The sequence below is a fragment of the Flavivirga eckloniae genome, from assembly GCF_002886045.1.
Lineage (GTDB): Bacteria > Bacteroidota > Bacteroidia > Flavobacteriales > Flavobacteriaceae > Flavivirga > Flavivirga eckloniae.
Genome location: NZ_CP025791.1, coordinates 890,001 through 913,625 on the forward strand (window position 1 = coordinate 890,001; position 23,625 = coordinate 913,625).

The 23,625-nt window shown below is 33.6% G+C and carries 23 protein-coding genes and 2 tRNA genes (1 of these 25 cut by a window edge); 14 read left to right on the top strand and 11 right to left on the bottom strand.

What is annotated here, in order from left to right; genetic code table 11:
• From thrS to rplT, 4 genes are all read left to right on the top strand, one after another.
• Positions 1 to 1,787 carry the 3' portion of a threonine--tRNA ligase gene (gene thrS, locus C1H87_RS03750; protein WP_102754531.1) on the top strand. 148 nt of this gene lie to the left of the window's left edge, so the window shows 1,787 of its 1,935 coding nt (coding positions 149-1,935); its start codon lies off the left edge, out of view; its stop codon occupies positions 1,785 to 1,787.
• 71 nt (positions 1,788 to 1,858) lie between these two features.
• Entirely contained in the window at positions 1,859 to 2,368 is a 510-nt protein-coding gene (infC, locus tag C1H87_RS03755) for a translation initiation factor IF-3 (protein ID WP_233783446.1), read from the top strand.
• A gap of 140 nt (positions 2,369 to 2,508) precedes the next feature.
• Positions 2,509 to 2,706 carry a 50S ribosomal protein L35 gene (gene rpmI, locus C1H87_RS03760; protein ID WP_102754533.1) on the top strand — a complete coding sequence of 66 codons (198 nt, stop codon included), beginning with the start codon at positions 2,509 to 2,511 and terminating at the stop codon, positions 2,704 to 2,706.
• Between the two features lie 106 nt (positions 2,707 to 2,812).
• Positions 2,813 to 3,157, top strand: coding sequence for a 50S ribosomal protein L20 (rplT, locus tag C1H87_RS03765; protein ID WP_102754534.1), 345 nt, complete (start codon positions 2,813 to 2,815; stop codon positions 3,155 to 3,157).
• Between the two features lie 104 nt (positions 3,158 to 3,261).
• Here the strand turns inward: rplT and C1H87_RS03770 are convergent, their stop codons facing one another.
• The 3 genes from C1H87_RS03770 to C1H87_RS03785 form a co-directional block, all read right to left on the bottom strand.
• Positions 3,262 to 5,448, bottom strand: coding sequence for a T9SS type A sorting domain-containing protein (locus C1H87_RS03770; protein ID WP_102754535.1), 2,187 nt, complete (start codon positions 5,446 to 5,448; stop codon positions 3,262 to 3,264).
• A 107-nt stretch (positions 5,449 to 5,555) separates the two neighbouring features.
• Complete coding sequence (locus C1H87_RS03775; protein ID WP_158655112.1) at positions 5,556 to 6,614, bottom strand: helix-turn-helix domain-containing protein; 1,059 nt, start codon at positions 6,612 to 6,614, stop codon at positions 5,556 to 5,558.
• 71 nt (positions 6,615 to 6,685) lie between these two features.
• Complete coding sequence (locus C1H87_RS03785; protein WP_102754538.1) at positions 6,686 to 7,108, bottom strand: secondary thiamine-phosphate synthase enzyme YjbQ; 423 nt, start codon at positions 7,106 to 7,108, stop codon at positions 6,686 to 6,688.
• A gap of 552 nt (positions 7,109 to 7,660) precedes the next feature.
• On the opposite strand from C1H87_RS03785, the gene C1H87_RS03790 reads away from it, so the two are divergent.
• Positions 7,661 to 8,479: an HAD family hydrolase gene (locus C1H87_RS03790; protein ID WP_102754539.1), complete on the top strand. Its 819-nt coding sequence runs from the start codon at positions 7,661 to 7,663 to the stop codon at positions 8,477 to 8,479.
• 86 nt (positions 8,480 to 8,565) lie between these two features.
• Positions 8,566 to 9,015: a hypothetical protein gene (locus C1H87_RS03795; protein ID WP_102754540.1), complete on the top strand. Its 450-nt coding sequence runs from the start codon at positions 8,566 to 8,568 to the stop codon at positions 9,013 to 9,015.
• A 16-nt stretch (positions 9,016 to 9,031) separates the two neighbouring features.
• Here C1H87_RS03795 and C1H87_RS03800 read toward each other — a convergent pair whose 3' ends face one another.
• From C1H87_RS03800 to tgt, 6 genes are all read right to left on the bottom strand, one after another.
• Entirely contained in the window at positions 9,032 to 10,216 is a 1,185-nt protein-coding gene (locus C1H87_RS03800; RefSeq protein ID WP_102754541.1) for an asparagine synthetase B, read from the bottom strand.
• Between the two features lie 216 nt (positions 10,217 to 10,432).
• Entirely contained in the window at positions 10,433 to 11,974 is a 1,542-nt protein-coding gene (gene dnaB / locus C1H87_RS03805; protein ID WP_102754542.1) for a replicative DNA helicase, read from the bottom strand.
• A gap of 168 nt (positions 11,975 to 12,142) precedes the next feature.
• Positions 12,143 to 13,096 (bottom strand): acetyl-CoA carboxylase carboxyltransferase subunit alpha, encoded by a 954-nt coding sequence (locus C1H87_RS03810; protein ID WP_102754543.1) that lies wholly within the window; start codon positions 13,094 to 13,096, stop codon positions 12,143 to 12,145.
• 70 nt (positions 13,097 to 13,166) lie between these two features.
• Positions 13,167 to 14,063 carry a DMT family transporter gene (locus tag C1H87_RS03815; RefSeq protein ID WP_102754544.1) on the bottom strand — a complete coding sequence of 299 codons (897 nt, stop codon included), beginning with the start codon at positions 14,061 to 14,063 and terminating at the stop codon, positions 13,167 to 13,169.
• On the bottom strand, positions 14,050 to 15,126 hold the full coding sequence (locus C1H87_RS03820; protein ID WP_102754545.1) for an LptF/LptG family permease: 1,077 nt from the start codon (positions 15,124 to 15,126) through the stop codon (positions 14,050 to 14,052). The genes C1H87_RS03815 and C1H87_RS03820 overlap by 14 nt, the downstream gene beginning before the upstream one ends.
• Before the next feature lie 5 nt (positions 15,127 to 15,131).
• Positions 15,132 to 16,262, bottom strand: coding sequence for a tRNA guanosine(34) transglycosylase Tgt (tgt, locus tag C1H87_RS03825; protein ID WP_102754546.1), 1,131 nt, complete (start codon positions 16,260 to 16,262; stop codon positions 15,132 to 15,134).
• A 221-nt stretch (positions 16,263 to 16,483) separates the two neighbouring features.
• On the opposite strand from tgt, the gene C1H87_RS03830 reads away from it, so the two are divergent.
• Positions 16,484 to 17,077: an outer membrane beta-barrel protein gene (locus C1H87_RS03830; RefSeq protein WP_102754547.1), complete on the top strand. Its 594-nt coding sequence runs from the start codon at positions 16,484 to 16,486 to the stop codon at positions 17,075 to 17,077.
• A 69-nt stretch (positions 17,078 to 17,146) separates the two neighbouring features.
• Here the strand turns inward: C1H87_RS03830 and C1H87_RS03835 are convergent, their stop codons facing one another.
• Positions 17,147 to 18,103: an FKBP-type peptidyl-prolyl cis-trans isomerase gene (locus C1H87_RS03835; RefSeq protein ID WP_158655113.1), complete on the bottom strand. Its 957-nt coding sequence runs from the start codon at positions 18,101 to 18,103 to the stop codon at positions 17,147 to 17,149.
• 196 nt (positions 18,104 to 18,299) lie between these two features.
• On the opposite strand from C1H87_RS03835, the gene C1H87_RS03840 reads away from it, so the two are divergent.
• Both C1H87_RS03840 and C1H87_RS03845 read left to right on the top strand, forming a co-directional pair.
• The gene (locus C1H87_RS03840) at positions 18,300 to 18,671 is read left to right on the top strand and encodes an RNA-binding S4 domain-containing protein (RefSeq protein WP_102754549.1); all 372 of its coding nucleotides are present in this window, start codon (positions 18,300 to 18,302) and stop codon (positions 18,669 to 18,671) included.
• Positions 18,672 to 18,701: 30 nt separating this feature from the next.
• Complete coding sequence (locus tag C1H87_RS03845) at positions 18,702 to 19,205, top strand: phosphoribosyltransferase domain-containing protein (protein ID WP_102754550.1); 504 nt, start codon at positions 18,702 to 18,704, stop codon at positions 19,203 to 19,205.
• Here C1H87_RS03845 and C1H87_RS03850 read toward each other — a convergent pair.
• Entirely contained in the window at positions 19,197 to 19,718 is a 522-nt protein-coding gene (locus C1H87_RS03850) for a shikimate kinase (protein ID WP_102754551.1), read from the bottom strand. The genes C1H87_RS03845 and C1H87_RS03850 overlap by 9 nt on opposite strands.
• A gap of 148 nt (positions 19,719 to 19,866) precedes the next feature.
• Here C1H87_RS03850 and C1H87_RS03855 point away from each other — a divergent pair.
• The 5 genes from C1H87_RS03855 (at position 19,867) to C1H87_RS03875 (ending at position 23,623) form a co-directional block, all read left to right on the top strand.
• Positions 19,867 to 19,939, top strand: a tRNA-Lys gene (locus tag C1H87_RS03855).
• A 185-nt stretch (positions 19,940 to 20,124) separates the two neighbouring features.
• A tRNA-Lys gene (locus C1H87_RS03860) sits at positions 20,125 to 20,197 on the top strand.
• 299 nt (positions 20,198 to 20,496) lie between these two features.
• On the top strand, positions 20,497 to 20,835 hold the full coding sequence (locus C1H87_RS03865) for a hypothetical protein (RefSeq protein WP_102754552.1): 339 nt from the start codon (positions 20,497 to 20,499) through the stop codon (positions 20,833 to 20,835).
• 60 nt (positions 20,836 to 20,895) lie between these two features.
• On the top strand, positions 20,896 to 21,585 hold the full coding sequence (locus C1H87_RS03870) for a hypothetical protein (RefSeq protein ID WP_102754553.1): 690 nt from the start codon (positions 20,896 to 20,898) through the stop codon (positions 21,583 to 21,585).
• Positions 21,586 to 22,198: 613 nt separating this feature from the next.
• The gene (locus C1H87_RS03875; RefSeq protein WP_102754554.1) at positions 22,199 to 23,623 is read left to right on the top strand and encodes an MFS transporter; all 1,425 of its coding nucleotides are present in this window, start codon (positions 22,199 to 22,201) and stop codon (positions 23,621 to 23,623) included.
• Positions 23,624 to 23,625 lie beyond the last annotated feature (2 nt).

The following is a 23,625-nucleotide window of genomic DNA, read 5'->3' on the forward strand; positions in this document are numbered from 1 at the left end:
CTTTAACCACCGATGGTTCTTTAGTTTTATACACCTGGAATAATGATGAGGGTAAAACGGCTTTTTGGCATTCGTCGGCACACGTATTGGCACAGGCTATTGAGGAATTGTATTCTGGTGCAAAACTTACTATTGGACCTGCTATTGAAAATGGGTTTTATTATGATGTAGATTTTGGAGAACACATAGTTTCTGAAAAAGATTTTAAGGCTATAGAAACTAAAATGCTTGAGATTGCCCGTGGGAAACATGATTTTAAAATGCGTTCTGCAACTAAAGCCGAGGCTTTAGAACTTTATAAGGACAATGCGTTTAAAACTGAACTGATAGAAAATCTGGAAGACGGTACGATTACTTTTTGTGATCATTCTTCTTTTACAGACTTATGTCGTGGGGGACACATTCCTAATACTGGCATTATAAAGGCTGTAAAAGTTTTATCTGTTGCTGGTGCTTATTGGAGGGGTGATGAAAATAAGCCTCAATTAACCCGTGTTTATGGTATATCGTTCCCTAAACAGAAAGAGCTTACAGAGTATTTAGCTTTATTGGAAGAAGCTAAAAAACGTGATCATAGAAAGTTAGGAAAGGAATTAGAGCTTTTTACATTCTCGAGAAAAGTTGGCCAAGGTTTACCTTTATGGTTGCCAAAAGGGGCTGCTTTACGCGAACGCCTGGAAAACTTTTTAAAAGCTGCCCAAAAGAAAGCGGGTTACGAAATGGTTATTTCTCCTCATATAGGACAGAAAGAATTATATGTTACTTCGGGGCATTATGCCAAGTATGGTGAAGATAGTTTTCAACCGATACGTACGCCTAAAGAGGACGAGGAATTTTTATTAAAACCCATGAACTGTCCGCACCATTGTGAAATATACAATAGTGCACAATGGAGTTATAAAGATTTACCTAAGCGTTATGCTGAATTTGGAACTGTATATAGATACGAACAAAGTGGTGAATTACATGGTTTAACCCGAGTAAGAGGTTTTACACAGGATGATGCACATTTATTTTGTACTCCTGATCAATTAGACCAAGAGTTTAAAAATGTTATAGATTTAGTACTTTATGTTTTTGGATCTTTAGGGTTTGAAAACTTTACAGCTCAGGTGTCTGTAAGGGATCCGGAAAACCCGGATAAATATATTGGAGATGTTGAAAATTGGGAAAAAGCGGAACAAGCTATTATTAGTGCTGCATCGGATAAAGGTTTAGATTATGTTATTGAAGAAGGTGAGGCTGCTTTTTATGGTCCTAAATTGGACTTCATGGTAAAAGACGCTTTAGGTAGACGTTGGCAGTTAGGAACCATACAGGTAGATTATAACTTACCCGAACGCTTTGATCTAACTTATAAAGGTAGCGATAATGAGCTGCACAGACCTATAATGATACATCGTGCTCCTTTTGGAAGCATGGAACGCTTTATTGCAATTTTATTAGAGCATACGGCTGGAAATTTCCCGCTTTGGTTAATGCCTACACAGGCTATAATACTATCAATTAGCGAGAAATACGAAAAATACTCTGAAAAAGTTTTAAATTTGCTAGAAAATGACGAAATTCGCGCCCTTGTAGACCATAGAAATGAGACTATAGGAAAGAAGATTCGGGAGGCCGAAATGCAGAAACACCCGTTTATGATCATTATTGGCGAGCAAGAAGAGAAAGAAAATAAAATAACTGTGCGTAAGCATGGTGGAGAGGATTTAGGAATGATTTCCATTGATGAATTCTCTAAAATTGTAAAAGAAGAGATAAGTAAAACGTTAAAATCGTTCTAAAAAAATAAAGTTTAATTTAAAAAGATAACGCCATAGCAATTCGAAGAAGAAATCAACCCAATAGAAGGGTTATACAAGAGGATAAACATAAGATTAACTCTAAGATAACAGCACCTAACGTTCGTCTTGTAGGAGACAATGTTGATATAGGTGTTTATTCTACAAGAGATGCTTTAAAAATAGCAGATGAGCAAGGGTTAGACCTGGTTGAGATTTCACCTAATGCCGATCCTCCTGTTTGTAAGGTTATGGATTATAAGAAGTTTCTTTATGAGCAAAAGAAGCGCGATAAGGCTTTAAAGTCTAAAGCGACTAAAGTTGTTATTAAAGAGATTCGTTTTGGTCCTCAAACAGATGACCACGATTATCAGTTTAAAAAGAAACATGCCGAGAAGTTCTTAAAAGAAGGTGCCAAGCTTAAAGCTTTTGTATTCTTTAAAGGACGTTCCATTATATTTAAGGAACAGGGTCAGATCTTATTGTTGCGTTTAGCTCAAGATTTAGAAGAACTTGGAAAAGTAGAGCAAATGCCACGTTTAGAAGGTAAGCGAATGACCATGTTTATTGCTCCAAAAAAATAACGCTTCGACTTCGCTCGGCGACCATGATTTTGCTCGGAGCTCGAAGAATAGATAAATTAAGTATAATATAATAAGATATAACATGCTGAAACGAGTTCAGCACACGATAATTAAGCGATAATTAAAACTAGGAGAAGAAAATGCCTAAAATGAAAACTAAATCTAGTGCCAAAAAACGTTTTAAGTTAACAGGTACTGGAAAGATTAAAAGAAAGCACGCTTTTAAAAGTCACATCTTAACAAAGAAGTCTAAAAAGCGTAAACTTGCTCTGACTCATGATACTTTAGTACATAAGTCTGACGAGGACAATGTTAAAACGATGTTACGTTTAAAGTAATATACTTTTAACCGGTTAAATAAATTATAAACCCTGGAGTTAGGCCGATTGATAAAAAGTTCCCGAAACAAGTTCGGGGCGCCTACTACAAAAAACAATTAAAATTATGCCAAGATCAGTAAATTCTGTAGCTAAAAGAGCCAGAAGAAAAAAGGTAATAAAACAAGCAAAAGGTTACTTTGGAAGACGTAAAAACGTTTGGACGGTAGCTAAAAATGCGGTTGATAAAGCGATGCAATACTCGTACAGAGACCGTAGAAACAAAAAGAGAACATTCCGTGCTTTATGGATTACGCGTATTAACGCAGGTGCCAGAGAACATGGTTTATCTTATTCTCAATTCATGGGGAAATTAAAAGCTAATGATATTGAATTAAACCGTAAGGTTTTAGCAGATTTAGCTATGAATAACCCTGAGGCTTTTAAAGCTGTAATAGAGAAAGTAAAATAAGGCGTTTCGCCTATTGTAAAACATATTATTCGCTTAATAAAAAATCCGATTCTTAATTGAATCGGATTTTTTTGTTTAACCCACTTATTAATAACTTAAAAAAGCTATTGCTTTACAATTCGCTTTACGAATTCTGAATCGTTTGTCTTGATTTTGAAAATATAGATTCCCGTTGATAGGTCGGATATATCAACCACGGTTGGTTGGTTCTTTAACGCTTCTTTTTTTAATGCCCTGCCTTTTAAATCATATATCGTTACCTGAGCCTCCTTTAGTAATTGGTTATTACCAATGGTTATAGTTCCACTTGTCGGGTTTGGGAATAGCGCAAGGTCATTTCCCTTGTCGTTCTTTGATGTGGAAAGCGTCCCGCTAATGGTTACAACTATTTCTGCCCGTTGTTCACTCTCGCAACCGTCTGAACTAACACTTGAAACCCAATACGACGTACTGCCTACAGTTTCTGTATTTGGTACGGGAGCATCTATGTTTCCTGTACCCCCTGATTCGGTAGTGTACCATAACACCTCCACTCCTTCTTCGTCTAAGGTTAAGGCCGATGCGGTATCTCCCTGGTTGTACATAACCGGAGTAATAACATTTGGTGGCGCCAAAGGCATTGGCTCTGTAATGGTTACTGTTGTTGTTGTTGTTGTGCACTCATTATTATCTGTTACCGTAACTTCATATACCCCTGCTGCTACATCTACAATTGAAGCTGTTGTTGCTGTGTTATTCCATAAATAAGTATATGGTAATGTGCCCCCTGTAACCGATATTGTTGCTGACCCTGTGGTTCCTCCGTAGCACTTTACGTTTGTTTGGGTACCGATGTTTGCATGCAATGCCGTTGGTTGTGTAATAGTTGTAGATGCTGTTGTTGTACAGCCATTGTCATCTGTTACCGTGACTTCATATATCCCTGCTGCTACACCTACAATTGAAGCTGTTGTTGCTCCGTTATTCCATAAATAAGTATATGGTGACGTACCGCCTGTAACTGATGCTGTTGCCGATCCTGTAGTTCCTCCGTTACACTTTACGTTTGTTTGGTCACCAATGTTTGCATGCAATGCCGTTGGTTGTGTAATAGTTGTAGATGCTGTTGTTGTACAGCCATTGTCATCTGTTACCGTAACTTCATATATCCCTGCCGCCACATCTGTAATTGAAGATGTCGTTGCCCCGTTACTCCATGCATATGTATATGGTGACGTGCCGCCTGTAACTGATGCTGTTGCCGATCCTGTAGTTCCTCCGTTGCACTTAACGTTTGTTTGGTCACCAATGTTTGCATGCAATGCCGTTGGTTGTGTAATAGTTGTAGATGCTGTTGTTGTACAGCCATTGTCATCTGTTACCGTAACTTCATATATCCCTGCCGCCACATCTGTAATTGAAGATGTCGTTGCCCCGTTACTCCATGCATATGTATATGGTGACGTGCCGCCTGTAACTGATGCTGTTGCCGATCCTGTAGTTCCTCCGTTACACTTTACGTTTGTTTGAGAAGCAATACTTAAATTCAACACTGTTGGTTCTAAAATTGTGACTGATGTTTTTGCTTCCCAGTTATTAGCATCAGTGACTGTAACTTCATAAGTTCCTGCTTCCACGTCTGTAATTGAAGCTGCCGTAACTCCATTACTCCATATATACATATATGGCGGTGTGCCTCCAGAGGCCACCACAGTTGCCATTCCTGTTTTCCCTCCATGGCACCTTACGTTTATCTGAGATGATACATTTACTTCCATTGGTGGGGTAACAAATGTTTTGAATTTTAAATCAAAACTAGGTGATCCGTTTTCCCCGGAATTTGTATATAAGAGGCCCTGGAAATAAGCATTAGGGCTGGCATTGGCAATAACGCGCCCAGTTGCTCCGCTTAATTTAAAAGTATAAACAGAATCCTTTATCTGTTTGATTTTTTGAGAAAATACAGGTATGTTATATTCCCCATTCTCTGTACCATCTGTTGTAAACGTTGTTACACCCAAAACGTTACCACCATAACCATGTCCTTGATAAATAGTTAATGTCGCCGTTCCTCCTATTGGCGGGTTATGTGATTGAGAATTATTTGTATCATCCAATTTAATAGCAATGCTAGATAATTCCCCTGTAATTCCCGCTACAAAAGACTGCCCTATAGCTTCATGATATTTATCCCCAAAAGCAAACTCATAATCTGGAGAGTCTGGATTAAAATTGCTTTGATCTAAAATTTGCCCGAATGATATACATTGACAAAGTAAAACCAATAATAAAAAGTAAAGTTTCTGTTTCATAAATAGATTTGTTTTTAATTAAAGACAAATCTATTTAAGCACATCTTAAACGAATGCTCCAAAAAGCTCTAAATAGCCCAATAGGCTCAGAAGTAGGGAAATATTTATCATTTAATTTCTGATGGCAGCATATTATGCCTTTTTTGAAACGCTGAGGAAAACTTACTTACATTTTCATATCCGAATATTTGAGAAACATCCTTCACCATAGTATCATGGCTTTTAAAATAATCGAGAGCTAAATCCATTTGCTTGTTTTGAAAGTATTTGAAAACGGACGTACCATAAACCAATTTAAAGCTCCTTTTAAGTGTTGAGGGCGCTATATTAAATTTATCCGATATTATTTCAATTCCAGGAAATTTGTTGTACAAATTACCTTTTAAAAAATGTTCGATTTTCTCAATTTTCATTTGTTCTTTTAAACTCAGTTTAAATGATTCTCGTGTATCTCTTTTCTCTAAAGAACTAAAAAATAAGTCAAAAAAATGATACGTGATTTTTTTTAATTCTAAAAGATTGGGTTTGGGTGAATTATTAAAATAATATGAAAGGTTTCTAATTAACCCACTAAATTCTTTCTTATCGTATATATAATTTAAAACCTCAATGCTTTTATTAGAAAATAAGTTTTTAACACCAATAGATATACTTGGCGAATTCATAATGTTGTTTTTTGCCCATGTCTCACTAAAATACAGGATATACATTTTTTCTTTTGAACCTTTAAAATGACAAAACAAAAAATCTGTTGCTGGTTTTACAAAGGTTATTGAATGGCTCTCAACTTTATAATTATCAAACTCATAAAAATCAGCATTAAATTTATTTTCAACAAGACTAATGGTTACACAATAGTAATTTGATTCTAACATTTTATCATAAATAGGCCTGTAAGACACATTATTCTTATAAAGCATTGTAGAATTCATTATCCATAATCCAGGCTCCAACTCTACATAACTAAATTCTCCTTTTACAAACGGCGTATCAGAATAAAGCATCTGTCTTTCTTCATCAACTTTCATGAATGGCATTTTTATGCAGCTTTTAACAATCATGTCTGGAGAATTTGCTAAAAATGACAGATTGAAAAACCCTTCTTTATATGTAAAAAAGTATTGCTTGGATAGGTTAAACCAATTGTTGATTCTTTCTAATACCACGATTCATGATTTTTGGGATTGGTTAAAAATAGAAAATAATACTTTTATTATAGACCTAAACAGTTATTATTTTAAGTTCCAAAAGCAGTAACTACAATAGTTCTTGAACCTCCATAATCTCTATGCTCACATAAATAAACGCCTTGCCAAATACCTAAGTTTAACTTACCATTTGTAATAGGAATATTAACTGATGCTCCCAGCAATGATGATTTGATATGCGCCGGCATGTCGTCTGAACCTTCGTAAGTATGCCTATAATATGGTGCGTTTTCTGGAACCATCTTATTGAAATGCGATTCGAAATCTGTTCTTACTGTTGCATCTGCATTTTCATTTATGGTTAAACTGGCCGAAGTATGCTTAATAAACACTTGTAATTGCCCCATGTTTATTGATTTAATATCCGGAACAACGTCCAGAATAGTATCTGTAATTAAATGGAAGCCCCTGGGATAGGACTTTAACCTAATTTCCTTTTGGAAAAACTTCATAACAATATGGTTTTATGCTTACGTACAACCAAAGTATATATTATCACGCTTTTATTAAAATAATAGTGTAAGCATTTTTCTTTTTTTACTAAAGATGAATTATCCTCAAGGCAAGTTCATGAGATATGCAATAGGTATTTTCAAATCCTGTAAAAAGTAAAGGCACGAATTTCACGAATGTTCACAAATTATCATAGCCTTTATCTGTTTAATTAAAAATAAACCATGTTTAATAATTAATAAATATTAATTGTAAAAGCATTATTTAGAATTCAAATTTACCTGAATTTATGTCTGGCTGAAAAGTATTATTCGTGACCATAGATTAGCATAGTCAATCTTACATCTAATTATTGGTATAAATTCGTGTCTTAAAAAAGTAGTTTAGGCAACCACAGTTCTCCAGCATGCAGTTTCGCAATACTATTTTAAACGCTTCATATGAAAATGGGGGATAAAATAACGACCACTAACAAATTATCGTTAACATATTAAAATAAATACTGCTTTTAGAGGTTTGTGAACTACATTTGTGTTTAATTATTTTTTACCATGAATTTATCCCAAGTAAAATTAGTTGTCACCGATATGGATGGCACTTTACTAAACTCCAAACACGAAGTTAGCACACATTTTTTTGATTTATTTAAAAAACTCAAAGCTCACGATATTATTTTTGTAGCTGCTAGCGGCAGACAATATTGCAGTATGATAGACAAGCTAGACACCATAAAAGATGACATCATTATTGTTTCAGAAAACGGAGGCCTGGCTGTTAAAAATGATACCACGCTTTTGTCTACCCCCATATCGCCTGATAATTTGCCTGAAATAGTCAGCTTGATTAGCACTCTTGACAATACACATCCTGTGTTTTGCACACAGTATAAAGCCTATGCCATGAGTACATCTAAACCTTTAGTTGATCTGCTATCTGAATATTATACTAATTATTCAATTATAGACCATGTTGATGCTATTGAAGAAGATATATTTAAAATAGCTTTATACCATGAAGTAAGTTCTGAAAAACATGTTTATCCGCATGTAAAACATTTAGAATCGAAATATAAAGTAAAGGTATCTGCAAATCATTGGGTAGATATTTCTGAAGATTTAGCCAATAAGGGTCATGCCATTAGCCTGATTCAAAAGGCTTACGATATTACCGAAGAGGAAACGATGGTTTTTGGTGATTATAATAACGATTTAGAAATGCTAAAACTCGGATATTTTAGTTATGCTATGCAAAATGCTCATCCAAACGTAAAAGAAACTGCTCGTTTTGAAACCAAAAATAATGACAATGCCGGGGTTGAGTATATTTTGGAACAATTGGTAAACGCCAAAGACGCATTAAAAGCTCAATAATTAACTAAACGAATCATTTATTGTTATACGCAACCTTTCATTTGGTTCTTCATCTATATAATAAACCTATTATATTTTAAGAACACATGAAAAAGAAAAAAGTATTATTTATTGGTTTGTTTAGCCTCCTTGTCTTTACAAGTTGCTCTATAAATGACAGCCCCAATCCCGATCCTCGAATTAGAGTACCTCATTGGCATTTAATTAAAACTACTGGTGGTATTGCTGGTGTTGACCATGAATTTCCTTTGGAAACTGTAATTTGGACTTTTGATGATGCAAACTCAAAGCTTATGGTGGTAAATAAAAACACCGACGACACCAAACAGGATGCTTTTGATGCTGGTACTTACCCCTTTTCTATCAAAAAAGTTGATGATAAAACGTTTCTTATTATTAATGAAGATGAGTTTGGTGAATTCGAAATTGATGATAAAAAGAGACTAATAATAAATCAAAACAACTTGTCTGAAGGCACCGGTGCTGATGGTTTTGTATATACATTTCACAGAACCATCGAAATTATTACTCCATAGTTTTTAGCTTAAACTATTACGTTTTTTGTTTCTTCTTTCTTGCTGCAGGAAACAGTACATTGTTTAAAATAAGTCGATAGCCAGGAGATGTAGGATGCAGATCTAATTCTGTTTTCGCATCTCCTACTCGATGCTGATAATCTTCCGGATCATGCCCTCCATAAAATGTAAAGAATCCTTTTCCTTTTATTCCATGGATATACTTAGCTTCTCCGTTTGATTTGGTTTCTCCCAAAACCAATACATTCGATTTTATTTCATCTCTTGTAAATGATGTTGTTTGCCCCATAAAACCTTTCACTAACGCTGTATGATTTTGGCATAACATAGTTGGAATTGGATCCCATTTTGCAGAAAACTCCATTAAAGAAAAATAATCGGTTGTTTTTGGTACTCTGCGTTTACGTGTCATATCAATCGAAGAAAACTCGTACACAATCGGGCTTCGTTCTAAGATGAAATTAGTAAATGCAAAGGTTTTATTAAAATCTATTTTATTTTGATAAGCCGGATCGCTACCATCGCCATCAAACATAGGTTCGCAGATATCTACACCTTCGGCAGACAAGGCTATATCGAAACTATCTGTAGCGCTGCACATAGCGAACATAAATCCACCCCCAACGACATAGTCTCTAATCTTTAAAGCAACATCCGATTTTTCTTGAGATACTTTACTATAACCTAATTTTGCAGCCAATGCTTCGGCATCCTTTTTTTCTTGAATATACCATGAGGCTGCCCTATATGCTCCATAAAATTTACCATACTGCCCTGTAAAATCTTCGTGGTGTAAGTGTAACCAATCAAATAGCAGTAATCCATCATTTAATACTTCTTCATCATAAACCGTTTCATATGGAATTTCTGCGTATTGCAATACCATGGTTACGGCATCATCCCAAGGGAGCTTGCCTTTTGGTGTGTATACCGCTATTTTTGGAGCTTTTTCTAACACTACGGCCTCCATATTTTTACTGGGGCTGCTTATTTCTTCTAAAATACTTTCTACTTTGGAATTTGAAAGTACCTCAAAAGAAATACCTCGTATTTGACATTCTCGCTGAATATCGTTAGTATCGGGCAATAAAAATGAACCACCTCTATAATTTAAAAGCCACTTTACTTTTAACCCTTTATTGAGTGTCCAATAGGTTATGCCATAAGCTTTTAAATGATTCTTTTGACTTTCGGCATCCATCGGAACAAGAATATAGGATGCATAGGCATTAACACCTATTAATATGAACAATAATACGAATACTATCTTTTTCAATATGAAGCTAAACGTTAAGAGATTTCTCGGTCGTTCCTCCCTGTCTGATACAGGCAGGCCTCGAAATGACAGAAATCTTATTTTAGTTGAAAGATACTTAAATTTTCTTCTTTCTTAATATGTTTAACAGAAGATTAGTTCTTAAAATGGTACTTCGTTGTCGTCATCGTCGTTAAATGAACTACCAAAGGCCTGATCTGGGCTTGCTTTAAAATCGTCTGTTTTAAAAGTATCGTCGTTAGCCGCAGCATTCATTTTCGAATGGAATTCGAAAGGTGAGTCAAAGTCATCTAAATTATCAAACTTACCTAAATGACCAAGGAATTTTAATCGTATGTTTTCTAAACCACCATTTCTATGTTTTGCTATAATAAACTCTGCCTGACCTTCTGTTGGTGAACGTTCTTCATCATCCCATTCGTCAATTTTATAGTATTCAGGTCTATAAATAAATGATACAATATCGGCATCTTGCTCAATAGCACCAGATTCACGTAAATCTGATAATAATGGTCGTTTACTTCCTCCACGCGTTTCAACAGCACGCGACAATTGCGACAGGGCAATTACCGGTACCATTAATTCTTTAGCTAATGCTTTAAGGTTTCTGGAAATCATGGAAATTTCCTGCTCACGGTTTCCACCATGACTAGGACCACCTGTCATTAATTGTAAATAATCAATCATGATTAGTTTAATATCATGTTGTGATGCTAAACGACGGGCTTTTGCTCTTAAATCGAAAATTGAAAGTGATGGGGTATCGTCAATAAAGAGCGGTGCTTTTTCTAAACCTTTTACTTTTACATTGAGTTGTTCCCACTCGTGTTTTTCTAACTTACCAGTACGTAATTTTTCTGAAGAAAGACCAGTTTCACTAGAAATTAAACGGGTAATTAACTGTACGGATGCCATTTCTAATGAAAAGAAAGCAACCCCTATATTTTGATCTACCGCAATATTTCTTGCCATCGAGAGCGTTAAAGCGGTTTTACCCATACCTGGACGTGCTGCCACAATAATTAAATCGGAAGGCTGCCAACCCGAGGTTAGTTTATCTAGTTTGTGAAACCCTGTTGGAATACCACTTAATCCTTCTTTATTCGAAATTTCCTCAATTTTCTTTTTAGCTTGTATAACTAACTCTTGAGCCGTTTCACTAGATTTTTTAATATTTCCTTGGGTAACTTCGTATAATTTGGATTCTGCTGCATCCAACAAATCGAAAACATCTTTAGTCTCATCGTAGGAGTCTTCAATAATCTCGCTTGATATTTTAATCAAGCTCCGCTGAATGAATTTTTGTAGGATAATACGAGCATGAAACTCGATATGAGCAGAAGACGACACCTTTTGTGTTAAGGAAATAAGATAGAAGTCACCTCCTACCATTTCTAGCTTTGCATTCTTCTTTAATTGTGTAGAAACGGTTAATAAGTCAATAGGTTCACTGTTTTCGAACAGCTGAAATATAGCTTCAAATATATGTTGATGTGCTTCTTTGTAAAATGCTTCGGCACTTAAAATATCGATTACTTCGTCTACTCCTTTTTTATCGATCATCATCGCCCCAAGCACAACTTCCTCTAAATCAAGTGCTTGCGGGGGTATTTTCCCTTTCTCAAGACTAATAATAGTACTTTTATCTACTTTATATCCTTGGACTTGTTTGGGTTGTTTCATACTTGCGAAAGTAATTAAAAAGAAAGGGTTTTAAAACAAAAATTGAATTTTGGTTACTCACCAGTCATTAACATTCTAACTGTTAATAACTAAAAAATATTGTTGATAAGCATAAAAAAATCCAAAACTAGATGTTTCAGATTTTTTTATGTTAGGTTTTTAAAAGGATTAGCCTTTATACACGCCCATATTTGCATATTTCTCCATACGCTGGGAAATCAAATCTGTTGGTGATAAGTTTTTTAGATCCTCGTAAGATTTTACAATGGCATTACTAACTGCCGAAAATGTTTTTTCTCGATCTCTATGTGCGCCTCCAAGTGGTTCTTTAATAACACCATCTACTACTTTTATTTTCATAGCATCTGTGGCTGTTAGTTTTAAGGCTTCTGCTGCTTGTTCTTTATATTCCCAGCTGCGCCATAGTATTGAAGAGCAATTTTCTGGCGATATTACAGAATACCAGGAATTTTCCAACATTAATACTTTATCTCCAACACCAATACCTAAGGCGCCACCAGATGCACCCTCTCCTATTACTATAGCTATAATAGGAACTTTTAAGCGTGTCATTTCTAAAATATTTCTGGCTATGGCTTCTCCTTGCCCACGTTCTTCTGCTTCTAAGCCAGGATATGCGCCAGGGGTATCTATTAAGGTTACAACTGGTATTCCGAATTTCTCGGCAGATTTCATTAAACGTAAAGCTTTACGGTAACCTTCTGGGTTTGCCATACCAAAATTTCGATATTGTCTGGTTTTTGTGTTATAGCCTTTTTGCTGACCAATAAACATAAAACTTTGATCGCCTATTTTTCCTAAACCACCAATCATAGCTTTATCATCCTTTATATTACGATCTCCGTGTAATTCTAAAAAAGAATCACCACAAATCGCTTTTATATGATCTAAAGTATAAGGTCTATTAGGGTGACGCGACAATTGTACACGTTGCCAAGGCGATAGGTTTTTATAAATATCCTTTTGGGTATCTTTAAGTTTCTTTTCTATTTGAGAACAAGTTTCAGTAACATCTACTTCACTTTCCTCGCCAATCACTCTACACTTTTGTAGTTGATCTTCTAGCTCTTTTATAGGTAGTTCAAATTCTAAATATTCCATAAGAATTCTGTTTAGGCTATTAATTTTTAGTTAGCGTACAAATATAAAAAACTTTAATTTTCTTGTACTGTTAAGTATGCTTTCTTTTTAATTTTCTTGAGTTTTTTATAATCCCATTTAAAATTACTGTAGTTATAATTATTATAGCACCGTAGTAGAACGATCCGCTCATTTGTTCTTTCTCCGGAAATAATATCAATGCCATAATGATCCCATAAATAGGCTCTAAATTATACGTTAACACTACTGTATAGGGGCTAATGAGCTTCATTACGTGTACTGATGCAATAAAGGCATAGGCAGTACAAATGGAAGCCAATATAAAGAGGTATCCGAAATCGGATATACTTAATGTAAAGAAACTCAAAGAAAATCCACCACCAAAAAACATGATGTAAATTGAAATGAATAACACCCCACTTAAAAATTCGTAAAACGAAATAACTGTGGCTGTATGTTGTTTTAAAAACTTTCCGTTTAATACTGCAAACAATGAAGAAAAAAACGCCGAGGAAATCCCTAATAAAATACCAGTAAGGTATTTTATTTCACTTTGTGTAATTATAAAAACCCCTATTATTACAATAATTCCAAAAAGAATTTCATACCAAATAATGGTTCTTTTATAAATTATGGGTTCTATAAGGGACGCAAAAAAGGCTCCGGTAGAGAACATGGCTAGTGCTATGGATATATTGGATTCGTCTATGGCTCCAAAAAAAGTAATCCAATGTAATGCTATAATAATTCCTGCTATTGAAAGCCTGACAAGAGATTTTGGCCTGATTTTTAATTTAACCTGAGCTACCTTAATATATATAAACATTAAAATAGATGCCATCACCATTCTATACCAAACCAGTGGAATTGCTTTTATTGTAATTAACTCGCCAAGAATAGCTGTAAATCCTGCAATAAAAACTAAAAAGTGAAGGTGTAAATAATTTTTAATTTTAGCGTTTGGCATTATACAAAAGGTAAATCGCTAAAATACCAAAAATGACATTAGGAAACCATACGGCAATCAATGGTGGGAAATCGGATTGTTCGGCCATAACACCAAAAATCTTATCGAAAAATACAAAAACCATAGCGATACAAATACCAACGGCTAAGTTAACACCCATACCTCCTCGCCTTTTTATTGACGACACTGCTACTGCTATAATTGTTAGAATAAATACTGAAACCGGTAAACTCCATTTTCTATATAAAACCAATTTAAAACGTCCTACATTGGAAGACCCTCTGGCTTCCTCTTTTTCGATAAAACGCTTTAAATCGCCATACATTTTGGTTTCGGCTGCATATATTACAGGGATAAGATCGTCTACATGAAAAGAAAACAGTGTGTCCTTTTTTCTAATTACATCTAATTCATCTTCGTTTGCACCAATATCTCTTTTAAGATAATTAGTTAATCGATATATGGTATCACTTTCTATATATTTTATTTTACTCGCAGTGATTTTGTGTATGAGCTTGTTATCTTTAAAGTGTTCCAAAGTAAAATCTTTTCCTTCTTTATTCTTTACATCGAAACTGCTCACATAAATAATCTCGTTATCGTTTATCTGTCGAAACACATTTGTTTTTTGTACGGCACTTTTATGTTTTTTAAAATATTTAAAACTAAAGTCATTAAACCCCTCACTAGCCTTAGGTGCTAAAAATAAACCTAATATAATTGCCAAAACAGCTACTACGGAGGCTCCAATCATGTAAGGACGTAAAAAACGCGTAAATGACACCCCAGAACTTAAAAAGGCAACAACTTCTGTATTGTTGGCAAGTTTAGATGTAAACCAAATAACCGATAGGAATAAAAATAATGGGAAAAGCAAGTGCGCAAAATAAATTGTAAAATCCAGGAAATAAAGCATAACCTCACCAAAAGGCACATTATTTTCCAATATTTTACCAATCTTTTCTGCCAGATGTACTGTTATTCCAATAGGAATGAAGAGCAGTAACATCATTAAGAATGTAAACAAATAGCGTTTTAATATATACCAATCAAGAATTTTCATAAATACTACAAACGGTTATCCATTTGTTTTACCATTTTATCTTTCCATGTTTTAAAATCTCCTGCTAATATATGCTTTCTTGCTTCTCGAACCAACCATAAATAGAACCCTAAATTATGTATGGTTGCTATTTGCTTACCTAACAATTCGTTAACACTAAATAAATGTCTTAAATAGGCTTTACTGTATTCTGTATCTACAAAAGTTATACCCATTTCATCAATGGGTGAAAAATCTTCTGCCCATTTTAAATTTTTTATGTTAATGGTACCATAAGCTGTAAATAGCATTCCATTTCTGGCATTTCTTGTTGGCATCACGCAATCGAACATGTCTACTCCTAACGCAATATTTTCTAAAATATTGATTGGTGTTCCTACACCCATTAAATATCGTGGTTTGTCTTCTGGTAAAATGGCGCAAACCACATCGGTCATGGCATACATTTCTTCTGCTGGTTCACCAACCGACAATCCTCCAATAGCATTACCAACAGCACCAGAGTTTGCAATATATTCTGCAGATTGCATGCGCAAATCTTTATAGGTGCTTCCTTGTACTATTGGAAAAAATGCTTGATTATAATCGTACTTTAAGGGTGTTTTTTCTAAATGATTAATGCATCTATCTAACCAACGATGCGTCATGTGCATAGAGCGTTTTGCATAATTATAGTCACATGGGTATGGTGTACACTCATCGAAAGCCATAATAATGTCGGCACCTATGCTTCGCTGAATTTCCATCACATTTTCTGGAGTAAAAATATGATAGCTTCCGTCTATGTGCGATTTAAATTTTACGCCTTCTTCTTTAATCTTCCTATTGGCCGATAAGGAATATACTTGGTATCCACCGGAATCTGTTAAGATATTTCTATCCCAATTCATAAATTTATGAAGTCCGCCTGCTTTTTCAATAATATCTGTTTGCGGACGTAAGTACAAGTGGTACGTATTACCTAAAATAATGTCGGGATTTATATCGTCTTTTAACTCACGTTGGTGCACGCCTTTTACAGTGGCTACTGTACCAACTGGCATAAAAATAGGTGTTTCTATAACACCATGATCGGTAGTTATTTTACCTGCTCTCGCTTTACTTTGAGCATCTTTTGCCTTTAATTCAAATTTCATCTCTACAGCATTATAAGTTGGCAAACCTACATATTTTTTTAGTTTTAAATTAGTTTTATCTTATCTAATTAGTCTAAGTTCTCTTGCTTATACTCTATTGAAACCACATATGGTAGTAAATATAAATAACCGAAAACCTATAACAATAATATAAAGAGGAAAATAATATACCTTTGGCAACGTTTTTGATATTAGGAATCAAATCTAAAAAACGAATTATTATGAGACATCTATTTTTTATTTTGGCAATAATCTTAATTATTCCTGCGACTACCATGGCACAATCTTCAATGATTACTGGTGTGGGTATTAAAGCAGGATTGAATTACAACGCTAATGGTGATTATATTGAATCTATTAACAGTAACTCTGAAAACCCCGATGGAAATGTTGGATACCACGTTGGTGTATTTGGTAAAATAGGAAATCCTAGACTTTATTTTAAACCAGAAATTGTTTATACTGCTACTAAAAGTGATTATACCGACGATAGTTTTAAGATGCAGAAACTAGATGCACCTTTATTAGTTGGTACAAGAATAATTGGTCCTATTAGTGTATTTGGAGGTCCATCTCTTCAATATATTCTGGATTCTGAATTTGATGGTATTTCTATTGAGAATGTAAAGAATGATTTTTCGGTTGGCCTTAATTTTGGTGTTGGTTTTAACCTTAAAAGAATTGGTGTAGATCTGCGTTACGAAAGAGGCTTTAGTAAAAACGAAGCTACTTTTTTAAGCAATAACAATGTTAACGTAAGTAGGTTAGATACCAGGCCGAGTCAATTAATTTTGAGTTTTTCTTTAATTTTATAAATAGACTACCATTAGGATTATTAAAACAAAAAAACCTCGCTAATGCGAGGTTTTTAATTTTTAAAACTATTATTTATTTAGTTTTGATTCTGTTTCTTCTGGATCTAAATATTTCGGAATACCATTTTTTCCTATATCATTTGTCGGGTCTCCATCTCCATCTATATCTTCATTAATGGTTAATATACCATCACCATCATCGTCTGAGTCTACAAAATTAAATTTTGGAGTAAACCCATTGATTTCTAAATCGTTATCTGTATTTTCATCAAATAAATTTCCATCACCATCTACATCTTCTAAATAAGAAGGTATTCCATCATTATCGTGATCATTTTGAGTTGTTTGTAATAATTCAAACTTATAAATGAGTGGCGAATATTGCGGAATCGTTGATCCAAATGGTGGGGATGCAAAATACGCTAGTCCTGATGGTAAAAACATAACCCCTATGCCTTGCCCCCGAAAACTAACTGTGCCATCTGTATTCTCAATAAAGTCTTTTGAAACATTAAATAGAGGAAATACTTTGCCCCATCCAGGCATTTCTCCTGTTAAATCAAAAGTTATCGGGTTTATGGCACTGTCAAAAACAGTATTACTTACATATCTCCCTTCATGTACTATCAATACATTATCTGCAAATTCTGGCGATTCTGTCCCTGTGCCTTGTTTTAATTTAAGTAAATAATATTCATATTCTATATCTGCAAAATTAATACTTATGGTTTCCAGATTGGTTGCATCTTTCAATAATGTGTTTCCATCTGGAGCAGTTGTAGTTCCTTCGGGAAGTTTTGTAATAACTATATCCTTAATAGTTGGATGTTCAATCGCTTCAAAAGCACTTGAATTATAATAATGAGTTGCTAAATAATCCAACAAAACCGCTTTATCTGCAACTTGTTGCTCTGCTCTGTCTCTAACTGGAACAGGTTCAATAGTTTCTCCATCGTCATCTTTATTACAAGACAAAAAACAAGTTACCAAGCATAATGTAATAAAAGCTATTTTTCTTAATTTCATATTTGTTTTTATTTGCTGTTTAGAACGACCATATTGATGGTTCGCAGAGTACAAATGTTACATTCATTTAATCAACTAGCTTTCCTTTTAAAAGTTTAAGCTATGAATGTCCCAATATTGCTTATTTTTGGTGCGCAAGATACAATTTTTAAATAATTTTGCACAAGAACATTAACGTAGTTTTTAGAATAATTGTATGCGAATTGATAAGTATTTATGGTGTATTAGGTATTACAAAACAAGAACTCTTGCTACTACCGCCTGTAAAAAAGGTCAAGTACGGGTCAATAAAGAAATTGTTAAACCAAGCAGAGAGGTCTATGCACTAGATACCATTGAATTAAGGAAAAACCAAATAAACTATAAGCTTGTTGTAAATGATATTCCGCAAAGCAGAGTTGGTGCTAAACTTGTTGATATTTACAGAACAGATATAACGCCAAAAGAGCAATTTGAAGCTCAAGAGCTTTTAAAGTATTCGAAGGATTATTATAGAAAAAAAGGGATTGGCAGGCCTACTAAAAAAGATAGAAGGGATATTGATAGTTTTACAGATGAAAATGAGTAATTTTACCCTTTAATTTTAGAATTGACTATTATGGCTGTTAAGAATAATATCATCCTTAATCATAACGAAATAAACAATAAGATAAGACGTATTGCTTTTCAGATATACGAAAGCAATGTAAATGAAAAAGAAGTTATTCTAGCCGGTATTGATAAAAACGGATACATATTTGCTAAAAAATTAAAAACGGCACTACAGAAAATATCTGAAATACAGCCAACACTTTGTAAAGTTAGTATTGATAAAAAGAATCCTTCCTCAGATATAAAAACATCTATTTCACCTGAAGACTACAAAAATAAATCTTTGGTGCTTGTTGATGATGTTTTAAATTCTGGTACTACTTTAATTTATGGTGTTAAACATTTTTTAAATGTTCCTTTAAAACAGTTTAAAACGGCTGTTTTAGTGAATAGAAATCATAAAAAGTATCCTGTTAAGGCAGATTTTAAAGGCATTTCATTATCTACCTCCTTACATGAACATGTTAATGTGGTTTTAGAGGGTAAGACTTTCGAGGCTGTTTTAGAATAGCTGTAAAACCAATTCTTCAATAATATCTTCTTCTGTTTTATTATCTGATGTTATGGTAACTTCAGATAAACTATAAAATGGGGAACGTTCGAAAAGATGCTTTCCTATAAACTCTGCTAGTAATTCCTCGGTTTCAATATGCGAGATTAACGGACGTTTACTTTTTTCATCTTTCAGCCTTGCTACTAAAGTTGGTATGGATGCTTTTAAATAAATGCTTTTTGCGTGAGTGGCTTGTTTAAGTATATCCATATTATTTCCATAACATGGTGTTCCTCCCCCTAACGATAAAACCAGATTGGTTTTGCTATCTAAAAGTTCCTTAAGGTATAATGTTTCGGTTTTCCTAAAATATAGTTCTCCCTTAGATTTAAAAATATCACTAACAAGCAATTGTTCTTTTTCTTCTATATAATCATCCAGGTCTATAAAATCGTAGTTTAATTTGTTTGCCAATATTCTACCCAAAGTTGACTTTCCTGAAGCCATATACCCAATTAAAACTACAATCATTTTCTCGCTATAAATTGATTATTAAAAACATACATTTTAGCGGTGCAAAAAAACAAATTTTTTTTTAAAAAAGTATTGTTTAATTAATAAAACGTTCTATATTTGCACCCGCTAACAACAAACAAAGTGGCGTTAGTGTTGAAATAATGACCTGGTAGCTCAGTTGGTAGAGCATCTCCCTTTTAAGGAGAGGGTCCTGGGTTCGAGCCCCAGCCCGGTCACTTAATTAAAGTCCTTCATGGAAATGGAGGATTTTTTATTTCCATTAACAAGGGATAGAAGTTTATCTGATCAAGGCTAATTGTGGATCGAGTAAAAACTCTAGTTAATTTGAATAAAAAAATCTACAGTATTATAAATTTGTAGTTACTAACAACAAACAAAGTAATGTTAGTATTGAAATATTGACCTGGTAGCTCAGTTGGTAGAGCATCTCCCTTTTAAGGAGAGGGTCCTGGGTTCGAGCCCCAGCCCGGTCACAAGAATCTTTCTAAGATTATTCAAAAAGCCTGAAAACATAATGTTTTCAGGCTTTTTTATTTTCTTACTTTCAATTGATATCAAATGCTACGGAAATCCAATAAGATCATTACGGATCAAGACAAAATAGTAATTTTTTGACAACCCGTTATTTTATTTTAATAATACCTTTACAGAAAATAAAAGGTCTGTACAAAGTTATGAGCCTAGCCTCTTTCCTTAGTAATACACAAGTTTTAACTAAGAATAGAAATCTGAATATACCAATGAAATTAAAAACAATAAAAACTAAATAATTATGAAAAAATCAATTATAAATTTGGCTCTTGCAATATTTTTCGCTCTCAGTTTTTCAACAATATCCTATGCTCAGGTCACAAAGTCGGATGTTGAAAAAATTATAACTCTGCAAGAGACTTCACTTGACGAAATTAGCAAAGTTTTCATAAAGAATATTAAGGTATTCTTTGAGAGTGGAAATTCTAAATACGTGTTATACAAATATGAAAATCTAAAAATTTCATTAACAGAAACAGGTTTTATTTTCAAAGGAAAAGCTGTCGAATTTTTCCCTTTCTCCTGCATTAAGCAATTAACAATATCAGAAAAAGGCTTAACAATAGATCTTCTTGATTAGAATGTGTTTTAATTTAGAGTAAATATATGAAGGCTTCTATTCTTTATAATTCTACGCATTATGATGAAAAATAAAAACCAATCTCGTATTAGTTTAATTATTTTAATATTTGTAGCTATATGCTATATAGGTTTTCAACATTATAGTAATTACAAAAAGAAGGAAAGTTACAAACGCGCCATAGTAAGTGAATTAAGAAAAGGGCTTTGGTATATTGAAGAAGTATTCTATGATAATATTAATCTTGAGAAAAAGGAAACAGATCAACTTTTTAATTCTTTTCTAGAAGGAAATACGAGCTTAAACGAAGTAAAACTTTTGGATCTTCGAATGCGACTTAGTAACATGTCTTCTATCATACAACTTCATAGTGATTATTTTAGAAATAAAAATTGGAAAGCAGCACAACAAAGCGGCGTATTATCTCAATTCTCTTTGTACGAATTAAAACAACTTAATTTGGCATATAATAAAAGTGAAGAATTAATAGAAATAGGAAAACAAATACAAGAATTTGGTTTTAGGTCGCCTTCCTTTGATGCTATATTTGATAAAAAGATTAGTAGTAAGTTAGAACTTGAATTTATCTACAAAGCGTATCAAAGACTATTTTTTGATCATTCAAGGATAGTGAAAAGGACTAGATTCGAATACCATGATGCTATAAAGATGTTAGACCCTGAAAATGAATACTTAAAACAGTTAATCTCTTTAAAAAATCAGAAAAAAAAGACTAAACAAGACCTATAATCAATAGTATCTTTTAGAGTGCTGTTAATAATATCCAAAACATTAATATAAAGTATTCTAAAATAAAACCTCACATCGTTAAAGTTCTAAAGAAGTCAATAAGGGTTATAAAATAAACAGATAAATACTTAAAAGTGGTGCAAATCTAAAAACCCTTCGTTGTATTGTTTCATAGTCTACCTTAAACTCCTCTAATGTACATCAATTAAGAATTATAACTTTATCTTATTAAAACCCCTATTATCTGAAAAAGCTAATAATACAGGTAGGCTCTGTGTTATCATGTAAAATATTAGTCAATTTCCGCAACAATTGTTTTACTATTGGTCTATTTTGTTTTATAGTTAATACGTGATAAAAAGTAATTTTATTACCACAAAATTTCACTTCTAGTTTAATTCACTTTTCTAAAGTATTAGCTATAAAATATATGATAAAACAAACCTATACCCTTTTGGCTTTTTTCACCCCTACATTTCTTTTTTATGGTTGCAAAAATGAATCAAAACAAATCACCCACTGCTTTTTTGACCGAGAAAACAAACCTAAACCAGATTATCGAAGTGTATTAGCCTTAAAAAACAATAACTAACCAAAAATTTAACATCAATATATGAATTCTAATACACAGAAATTATCGGTAAAAGAAAAAATTGGGTATGCCCTGGGAGATCTATCGGCTAACTTGATTTTTCAAACCTTAATGACATTTTTAGCTTTCTTTTATACTGATATTTATAAGATAGCTCCAGAAACGGCAAGTGCTATTATATTTTTTGTTGGTCTTTTTGCTGCTTTGTTTTTTAATCCTGTTATGGGTGCTATTGCGGATAGAACCAATACAAAATGGGGTAAATTTAGACCTTGGATTCTTTGGACCACAATTCCTTTTGGTATAATAGCTATACTCACTTTTAGTACACCAGATTTTAGCCCTACAGGTAAAGTTATTTATGCTGTGGTTACCTATACCCTATTGCTTGTTCTTTACGCAGCAAATAATCTCCCATATTCTGCACTAAGCGGTGTTATTACAGGAAACATGGCAGAACGAAATAGTATTTCCTCCTATAGGTTTATAGCTGTTATGGTAGCTCAATTTATTATTCAAGTATTATTATACCCCATAGTAAATATTGTTGGAGAAGGCGATCAAGCCGTTGGTTTGGAAAAAGTGATGACATTTTTAGTCATAATAGGTACCATATTTCTATTCATTACGTTTTTTACAACCAAGGAAAGAATACTACCTAAACCTGAGCAAAGATCAAGTATTAAGGAAGATCTAACCGACCTTTTTAAAAATAAACCTTGGGTTATTATGCTATTTTTAGTAACCCTACTATTCATTTCTCTAGCCTTAAAAGGCGGTATGCTTATATATTATTTTGAAAATTATATAAGCTTACCGCATCTAACTTCTTTTTTAGAAGGCTTAGGGGTAAATAGCCATGACGATATCGTAGGGTATGGCTTTGGTTTGTTTAATGCTGGTGGTATTATTTTTATGATAGTTGGCATTATGTTTTCTAAAAGGCTTGCAGATAAATATGGAAAACGAGATGTGTTTGGTATAGGTTTATTACTGGCAACCCTATTCATTATGTTATTTTATTTCTATCCGCCAGAATCCATCACATTAATGTTTGTAACCCAAATATGTCATGGTTTCTTTTATGGCATTACAATTCCACTACTTTGGGCAATGATTGCAGATGTAGCAGATTACTCCGAATGGAAAAACAATCGTCGTGCTACCGCTATAATTTTTTCAGCTATGATGGTCGGCTTAAAACTAGGGCTTACGTTTGGAACCTCATTCGTTACTGGTATCCTAAGTCTTTACAACTATGATTCTACATTAACAACGCAAGCAGCAAGTACTATTAATGGTATTAAACTATCAATTAGCATCTATGCAGCTATTCCATTTTTAATAGGGCTTGTATCATTATACTTCTATGAAATAAACAAAACAATGGAACTTCAAATTGAATCTGAGCTAAAAGAAAGAAGAAACATTAAAGTAACTAAATAAAA

Excerpts from the sequence above, each read along its gene's own strand:
- C1H87_RS03845 (WP_102754550.1), top strand. The coding sequence starts at position 18,702 with ATGGCTGTTAAGAATAATATCATCCTTAATCATAACGAAATAAACAAT.
- C1H87_RS03810 (WP_102754543.1), bottom strand. The coding sequence starts at position 13,096 with ATGGAATATTTAGAATTTGAACTACCTATAAAAGAGCTAGAAGATCAA.
- C1H87_RS03835 (WP_158655113.1), bottom strand. The coding sequence starts at position 18,103 with ATGAAATTAAGAAAAATAGCTTTTATTACATTATGCTTGGTAACTTGT.
- C1H87_RS03865 (WP_102754552.1), top strand. The coding sequence starts at position 20,497 with ATGAAAAAATCAATTATAAATTTGGCTCTTGCAATATTTTTCGCTCTC.
- rplT (WP_102754534.1), top strand. The coding sequence starts at position 2,813 with ATGCCAAGATCAGTAAATTCTGTAGCTAAAAGAGCCAGAAGAAAAAAG.
- C1H87_RS03795 (WP_102754540.1), top strand. The coding sequence starts at position 8,566 with ATGAAAAAGAAAAAAGTATTATTTATTGGTTTGTTTAGCCTCCTTGTC.
- C1H87_RS03840 (WP_102754549.1), top strand. The coding sequence starts at position 18,300 with ATGCGAATTGATAAGTATTTATGGTGTATTAGGTATTACAAAACAAGA.
- C1H87_RS03820 (WP_102754545.1), bottom strand. The coding sequence starts at position 15,126 with ATGAAAATTCTTGATTGGTATATATTAAAACGCTATTTGTTTACATTC.
- C1H87_RS03850 (WP_102754551.1), bottom strand. The coding sequence starts at position 19,718 with ATGATTGTAGTTTTAATTGGGTATATGGCTTCAGGAAAGTCAACTTTG.
- tgt (WP_102754546.1), bottom strand. The coding sequence starts at position 16,262 with ATGAAATTTGAATTAAAGGCAAAAGATGCTCAAAGTAAAGCGAGAGCA.
- C1H87_RS03785 (WP_102754538.1), bottom strand. The coding sequence starts at position 7,108 with ATGAAGTTTTTCCAAAAGGAAATTAGGTTAAAGTCCTATCCCAGGGGC.
- C1H87_RS03830 (WP_102754547.1), top strand. The coding sequence starts at position 16,484 with ATGAGACATCTATTTTTTATTTTGGCAATAATCTTAATTATTCCTGCG.
- C1H87_RS03875 (WP_102754554.1), top strand. The coding sequence starts at position 22,199 with ATGAATTCTAATACACAGAAATTATCGGTAAAAGAAAAAATTGGGTAT.
- dnaB (WP_102754542.1), bottom strand. The coding sequence starts at position 11,974 with ATGAAACAACCCAAACAAGTCCAAGGATATAAAGTAGATAAAAGTACT.
- C1H87_RS03770 (WP_102754535.1), bottom strand. The coding sequence starts at position 5,448 with ATGAAACAGAAACTTTACTTTTTATTATTGGTTTTACTTTGTCAATGT.
- C1H87_RS03790 (WP_102754539.1), top strand. The coding sequence starts at position 7,661 with ATGAATTTATCCCAAGTAAAATTAGTTGTCACCGATATGGATGGCACT.
- C1H87_RS03800 (WP_102754541.1), bottom strand. The coding sequence starts at position 10,216 with ATGGATGCCGAAAGTCAAAAGAATCATTTAAAAGCTTATGGCATAACC.
- C1H87_RS03870 (WP_102754553.1), top strand. The coding sequence starts at position 20,896 with ATGATGAAAAATAAAAACCAATCTCGTATTAGTTTAATTATTTTAATA.
- rpmI (WP_102754533.1), top strand. The coding sequence starts at position 2,509 with ATGCCTAAAATGAAAACTAAATCTAGTGCCAAAAAACGTTTTAAGTTA.
- C1H87_RS03815 (WP_102754544.1), bottom strand. The coding sequence starts at position 14,063 with ATGCCAAACGCTAAAATTAAAAATTATTTACACCTTCACTTTTTAGTT.